This window comes from Microvirga sp. P5_D2 (genome assembly GCF_054049475.1).
The window spans coordinates 1-6429 of record NZ_JBFUMH010000228.1 but is presented as its reverse complement, the minus strand read 5'-3'; the positions used below and the strand labels follow the sequence as shown (position 1 = coordinate 6429).

Genomic DNA, 6429 nt, shown 5'->3' with positions numbered 1-6429 from the left:
CTTCTGCACTCTCTCCATGCGCGTGAGAGCCGGTGGCTTGAGCTCGAAAGCGACACTCGATCCCAGCTTGACATGAGGTTGTCGCAGGACCCCCAGCATCGTCGCATCCGACAGGAGAAGAACTGGGACCGGAGTCATTTGCAGCTCCGCCATAAGGGCGCTCACGTCCTTCCATCTTCTCCAATCAAGCGCGATGTGGACTTCGTCGATCTTCGATTCACGGACATGTTCAATGACCCGCCGCGCGCACGCGCTCCAATCCGCTCCGGCGTTCGATCGCTCCGAGAGAGGTGGAACGAGAACCGATTTCACGACGTGGTAACCGAAGCGGGTATAGTCGAGCTTCTGCCCGGCTGGTCCAGGGTCGTCTTCCCTGACGAGGACGACTGCGCGCCCATTGAATCGTCCCTCCGCGAGCCCACGAGAGATGACTTGGGAGAGGACGACGCGCTGGGTGATGACGAGACCTGGCGCGATTGCAGAAAAGAGGAGAATCTGCCCCCTCCGGAAAGGATGGTTTGTGCCGAGGGCGAAAAGAACCCCAATCAAGAACAACAAAACAAGCGCGGAGAAAATCACGACGTTTCTGCGGTTCGCATGAGAGTCGACAGCGCTATTAAGCTCGTACGCGCCCCATGCTGCAAGGCACGGGAGCAGCAGCGCCCCGTAGAGGATGCCGAAGACGACGAACTTCTCGATGGGACCTGTGTCGCTGAAAGCAATCCAATGATAAATCGTGCCCGCGATGACGCTCGCTAGCAGTGCCGCGCTCAGATCCGACAGCCGAACGAAGAAACTGAAATCGTCATATACGACAGGCCAGTGTCGCACCTTCCTCCGTGTTGCGTATAAGTTTGAAGAATATGGTATCATATCTGACTACACAATCATCAGTTAGATGTCAGGGTGTAGCGATGGTTGATTTTAAGGTCAATACAAGGCATCGGCGACTAAAGGCAGCTTGGTCTATTTTATTTGTTGGAAATGTTACTTGTAGACAACTTGAATGACTGATTAAACCTGATCATCCCACGTAATGTTCAGGCCCCGGATATCAAGTGCGCCGATTTCGACAAAATGGTGGAGTCTTGGCTAAGACGACCTATTAGAGAAACATCCTCGGTGTCGTGCCAGCGCTAAACTAGCAACGTACCGAATAGGTGACGCCGCGCTTCGCAAGACGCGTATAGAAGGCACGAACCTATTCGGCGCCGCGTTCTTGCCGCGCTGTTGGCACCGTTGGATCAAGCAATGAGCGGGCGCTAAATTAACGTTCTGCGCCAACCGCTCGCGGCGCAACCACTGGAGAGGATCAGCAAACATTGCAGAGGATCCCTTGTCGGCTTGAGAACGTCGAATCTCGCTTCGATCCGCAGCGAACGAAACTCCGCTCGCTGGACTGTGGGATTCTCAGGTCGTAGCAGCATCTCAACAGGGGCGTTCGATGAAGCGGAGCGGCTGGGGTCACATCGCATCAGTTCCAGCTGGCTTCCTTGATAATGGAGGCTTGTGACATTCGAGCTTCGCTTGTCCCGAGAGTCCCGCAAGCTCAACCAATCGCAAAGGCCATTGCCTCAAGCATAGTATCGCGTCAGATGTGAGCGATCCGGCTGCGAGGTGGGCGGAGCGGCTAGCCTGAAGCTGGGCAGAAACGGACCTGCCGGCGCCAGACTAACTACTGTAAATCGAACCTCATCGTCACGAACGTTTACGACAGTAGAGGGTTGCCCTCGTTATGATCCGCCAATTCAAAATCTTGAGGATGATGGAGCGCGATATCACGCGACAACGATCATCCTTGAGCATTTCGGCGCATTCATTACACTTTGGAGATGGTGTAGGGCCCGCGTTGCGGCTTGAGCAGAGACTAAGACGATGCAATGCTAGCGGTACGTCACCAAGTCGGCGAACTCCAAGCCAGACCGTTGGACCTGTCCGATACCAATCTGCGTCTCGCACGTATGGGATTCCATTAGTACGGCGTCGCGTCAGCGCAAGTTCGAGTCAAGAGGTGCCTCATGCTCCAGCTGCCAGCGCGCACGTCCTTTGAGGATCCCAGAAGCGATCAGAGCGAGGGGCGGAACGAGATTGAGTACTTCGACCTGAAGTATATCTTCGCAGCCGTCAGGCGTCAGTGGAAGATTATCGCTGGCGCAGCGCTGATCGGGTCTCTGATCGGCGTGCTTTATGCCGCCACGTCAGTGCCGTTGTACACAACGACGACCAGTATCATGATCGATCGCCGTCAGGTCCGGGCGGTTCAGGACGTATCGGCTGTCACGGATATCGGGGTGGATGCGCCGATTGTAGCCGACAGCCAAGTCGAGATCCTCAAATCTGAGAGAATCGCGCTCGCCGTTGTCGATCAGCTCAAGCTGGCAAACGATCCGACTTTCTGGGTCCGTGAAGGCTGGCTGCTCACCCGGGTCCGTCAGTCGTTGGATCGGGCCATGCGTCGCTTTTATGGCCTCCTGCGAAGTGAAACCGTTCCGGATGCGGCGCGGCAGCAGGAGGCGAAACGCTGGGCCGCGGCGTACCGCCTGCTCAGCAACACGGCCGTCGCCCGCGTTGGGAAGACCTACCTCATTACGGTGAGCTACACTGGGACCAACCCTGAACAAGCGGCCCAAATCGCCAATGCGTATGTGGAGGCCTATCTTGCCGATCAGCTCGATGCAAAGGTTGAGGTAACCAGACGCGCCAATTCGTGGCTCCTGGTGCGGTTGGATGAATTGCAGCAGCAGGCGGTGGCTTCCGATCTTGCCGTCCAACAGTTCCGGGCGGACAACAACTTGATCGCAGTGGGCGGGCAACTCGTATCCGACTCGCAGCTGTCGGAGCTGAACACCCAGATGGTGGTCGTTCGCGGTGAAGTTGCCAGAACAAGCGCGCGGCTTGAGCGCATTCGCGCCGTCATCCAGACCAACCGCGTCGAGGCGCTGGTCGGAGAAGCTCTGGGAAACGCGCTGATCAACGATCTCCAGGCGCGGTACCTGGAGGCATCGAAGCGTGAAGCGGAGATCGTCGCCCGCTTCGGACCGGGTCACGAACGGGCGGCGCAGTATCAATCCGAAAAAGCGGAGGTTCAGCGCCAGATCCTCGCCGAGCTCACCCGCATTGCCGAGAGCTACGAGGGTGAATATCAGGTGGCGAAGTCACGGTTGGAAACGCTCAGTCAGAACGTCGACAAGCTGATCGGCGTCACTGCGGGGGCGAACAATAAGCTGGTGGAGTTGCGGGAGCTGGAAAGAAAGGCCGATACCTACAAGTCTCTCTACCAATCGTTCCTGCAACGTTACCAGCAAACGGTTCAGCAGCAATCGTTCCCGATGAATGACGCACGGGTCATAACCCCTGCGGCGACCCCCACCCAGCCGAGCCACCCCAAGACAATTCCCATTATTCTCATAACGGCGTTCATGGGTGCCATCGTAGGCGCTGCCGTCGGCGCCTGGCGGGAGTATCGCGACGGATCTTTGCGGACCGGGGGGCAGGTCTGGGACGAGCTTGGGCTCAAATGCCTGGGGATGCTGCCCACGATCAGCCTGCCCCCACGCGGCGGAAAGCGTGAGGGCAAGCCGCGAGGAGTGCCACCGAAGGACGGTGAGGCGGCTGCGTTTGCGCTCACCCGTTACGTTCTCCACGCACCGGATTCGAAGTTCGCCGATACCCTGAGAGCAGTCGTTGCCTCGGCCGATTATGTGTTTCCCGGTCGTCGGGCAAAGGTGATCGGCGTGTTGTCCGTGGCGCCGCAGGAGGGCAGGACGACCATTGCCGCAAATCTTGCAGCGCTGCTGGCCGAAGAGGGAAGCCAGACGCTCCTCGTCGACGGGGATTTCAGGAACCCTGCCTTAACGAGATTGGTGGCTCCCGACGCCACGGAGGGGCTTCTGGAGGTTCTCGCTGAGGGTCGACCCTGGCGCAGTGCGTTGTACTATGGGCTCCAATCCAATCTCGCGATATTGCCGACGATTTACCGGCGGGAGCTCGCGCATTCGAGACGCCTTACCGCGAATGGGCGGTTCGAGGACATGCTCCGTGAGGCGTCGGAGTCTTTTGAATATGTCATCGTGGATCTGCCGCCGCTTGGCGTAACAAGCGACGCGCGAGTATTGGCAGCCAAGGTCGACTGCGTACTCCTCGCCATCGAGTGGGGCGGCACGTCGAAGGATCTCGTCAAGGATACCCTCGCTGCCAACGAAGTGGCAGGGATCCGCTGCATGGGCGTGGTTCTGAACCGGGTCGATATGGATCTTCTCCGGCTTTACCAGGAGCATCCCGCCGGCCGCGAAACATCGTCCATGCCTCATGCTGAAAGCGGTGTCGAACAGATGTTCGATAGCGTGTCGATCCCGCGTTCGAGCCTTCCTGACCTGCACCCAGGCGCCCGCATCCGCCGCGCGATCGCTCGCGTCCGGCAGACATCGCGGATGCCGTGACGTTGCGGCTTTTGCGCGTGCGAGTTCGATCGAAAGAGACTCTATGGCCGTGACATCGGATTTTGCCTCGTCTGAACATCCTCGGCCGATCGACATTACGTCCGTCGTCTTTCCGTTCGTCGGAGGCGGCATGGGAGGAAGCCATGTCTCCGCATTCACCCTTGGCAGGGCATTGCAGGCCGAGCATGGCATCAGGTGCAGCGTTCTTTGTCCGGGTGAAACGCTGATTGCCGAACAGGCGAGCAAAAGCGGCTTCACGGTGGTGGTGACCGGCGAGCCGCCTGTGTCCCGCCATCACCCGGCCTATGATGCGGCCCGGTTTATGCATCGGTGGCGGATTATCCGTGAACTCGCCACGGATGGTGTCATCCATTTCAACGATCTCTCAGCCATGCAGTCCTGGGGGCCCGTAGCGCGGCTCGCCGGCAGGCGCGTGGTCTATCATCACCGTTCGCTCAATCGGATGACGCTGCCCAAACGGCTTCTCGTCAACCTGGCGCACGAGGTCGTCTGCATCTCGCAGTCGTGCGAGCGCAATCTCGCATTCGTGCCGCAGGAAAAGAGAACCTTCGTTCTGAACCCCATCCACGTGGCCTGCGGTCACACCCTTCGCGCCGAGGCGCGCCGGGCCGCCGCTGAGTTCGGCTGTCCTGCTCACGCGCTTCTCATCGGTTTCGTGGGAAATTTCTGGTCCAGGAAGCGGGCGCGTTATTTTCTCGAAGTGGGTGCGCGGATGGCATCGGCGCGAGCGGATTGCCACTTCGTCGTGTTCGGGCGAAGCGGCGATGAGACCGAGGATGATCTCAGGAGAGTTGCTGAGGACCTCGGCATTGCCGACCGGGTCACGTTCGGGGGCTTCCGTCTGCCGGGCGAGCGGAACATCGCTGCACTCGACCTGCTTCTCGCGCCTTCCGTGAGCGAGCCGTTCGGCCGCACACTGCTCGAGGCGGCGATTGTTGGAACGCCGTATCTGGCCACGGACGATGCTGGCCACCGGGAAATCTGGAACCGTTTCCGTGGAGGCCGCCTGGCGCCCGCAGAGGCCGGCGCCGACGAGTTCGCGTCGCTCGCGCTCGATATGCTGTGCCGGCCCGAGGCTGCCATCCTCGGGGAGCTCGAACGCGACCAGATCGTCAAGGCCGTTTCGGCAAGCGTGCACGCTCGCCAGATCATCGAGATCTACCATCGCTTCAAGGTCGCGTGATAGTGGCTTGGCTCTATAGGCGGCGAGAAAGGCGGTAGCGCATTCATCGCACCTGCACGCGCCGGGGCACCTGCGCGTGGAGCGTATAGGCTAGCGTCAGGGCGAGCAGCACCATTCCTTCAATCTGCCAGAACGGCATCGTGGCGAGGTTCAGCGCGAGAAATCCAAGGTACGCGCCGAGGATCAGAGGGCGTCGACTCCAACTCGTCCTCATCACGAGCCTGAAGCTCAAGGCGAAGAGAAGCACCATGGCGGCGAGGCCGGACACTCCGGTCTCGTAGAGCGTGGACACGAACGTGTTGTGGGCGTAGAGCGTGAAAGCCCGCTCCCAGGAATCCGGGCCGAACCCGAAAGCGAGGTTCGTGATCGAGCCGTGCAAATAGGCCGTGATGTAGCGGCTCCAGATAATCGCGCGGGCCGACAGAAGGTCGGATTCCGCATCCGTATAGTATTCCGGCGGCTTGAGGAGTTCCGCGCTGCTCGACAGCACCACGGACAGATCGGTAAAACGTTGTTGCAGGGCGCTTTGGGACACGTAGACCAAGACGAGCCCGGCGAGGCAGACCACCATGATCCCGGCGAAAGGACGCCCCTGAGGGGAAATGCGCCTTATCGCGCCGAAGAAGATGGTTGCGGCGATGATCGGCAGCGCCGCCAGGAGCGACGTCCTGTAATTCGCCAGAAGAAGCGCGACCAGCGCGGCAATCATGCACATCGTGGCCAGTCTTGGCCTGTCCGGCTCCAGGAGGCATGAGCAATAGAGAAAGGTGAGCATCATGATGGAGA

Annotated in this window: 4 protein-coding genes; 2 read left to right on the top strand and 2 right to left on the bottom strand. The window is 59.6% G+C overall.

Going from position 1 to position 6429, the window contains the following annotated elements; all coding sequences use genetic code 11:
- Positions 1-873, bottom strand: an 873-nt coding sequence (locus ACXJKO_RS28940) for a hypothetical protein (RefSeq protein WP_457094488.1), incomplete at its 3' end; no start/stop codon positions are given.
- A 1145-nt stretch (positions 874-2018) separates the two neighbouring features.
- On the opposite strand from ACXJKO_RS28940, the gene ACXJKO_RS28935 reads away from it, so the two are divergent.
- Both ACXJKO_RS28935 and ACXJKO_RS28930 read left to right on the top strand, forming a co-directional pair.
- Positions 2019-4439: a Wzz/FepE/Etk N-terminal domain-containing protein gene (locus ACXJKO_RS28935; RefSeq protein WP_457094487.1), complete on the top strand. Its 2421-nt coding sequence runs from the start codon at positions 2019-2021 to the stop codon at positions 4437-4439.
- A 43-nt stretch (positions 4440-4482) separates the two neighbouring features.
- On the top strand, positions 4483-5643 hold the full coding sequence (locus tag ACXJKO_RS28930) for a glycosyltransferase family 4 protein (RefSeq protein WP_457094486.1): 1161 nt from the start codon (positions 4483-4485) through the stop codon (positions 5641-5643).
- 43 nt (positions 5644-5686) lie between these two features.
- Here ACXJKO_RS28930 and ACXJKO_RS28925 read toward each other — a convergent pair.
- A partial coding sequence (locus tag ACXJKO_RS28925; RefSeq protein WP_457094485.1) for an O-antigen ligase family protein occupies positions 5687-6429 on the bottom strand: 743 nt, incomplete at its 5' end.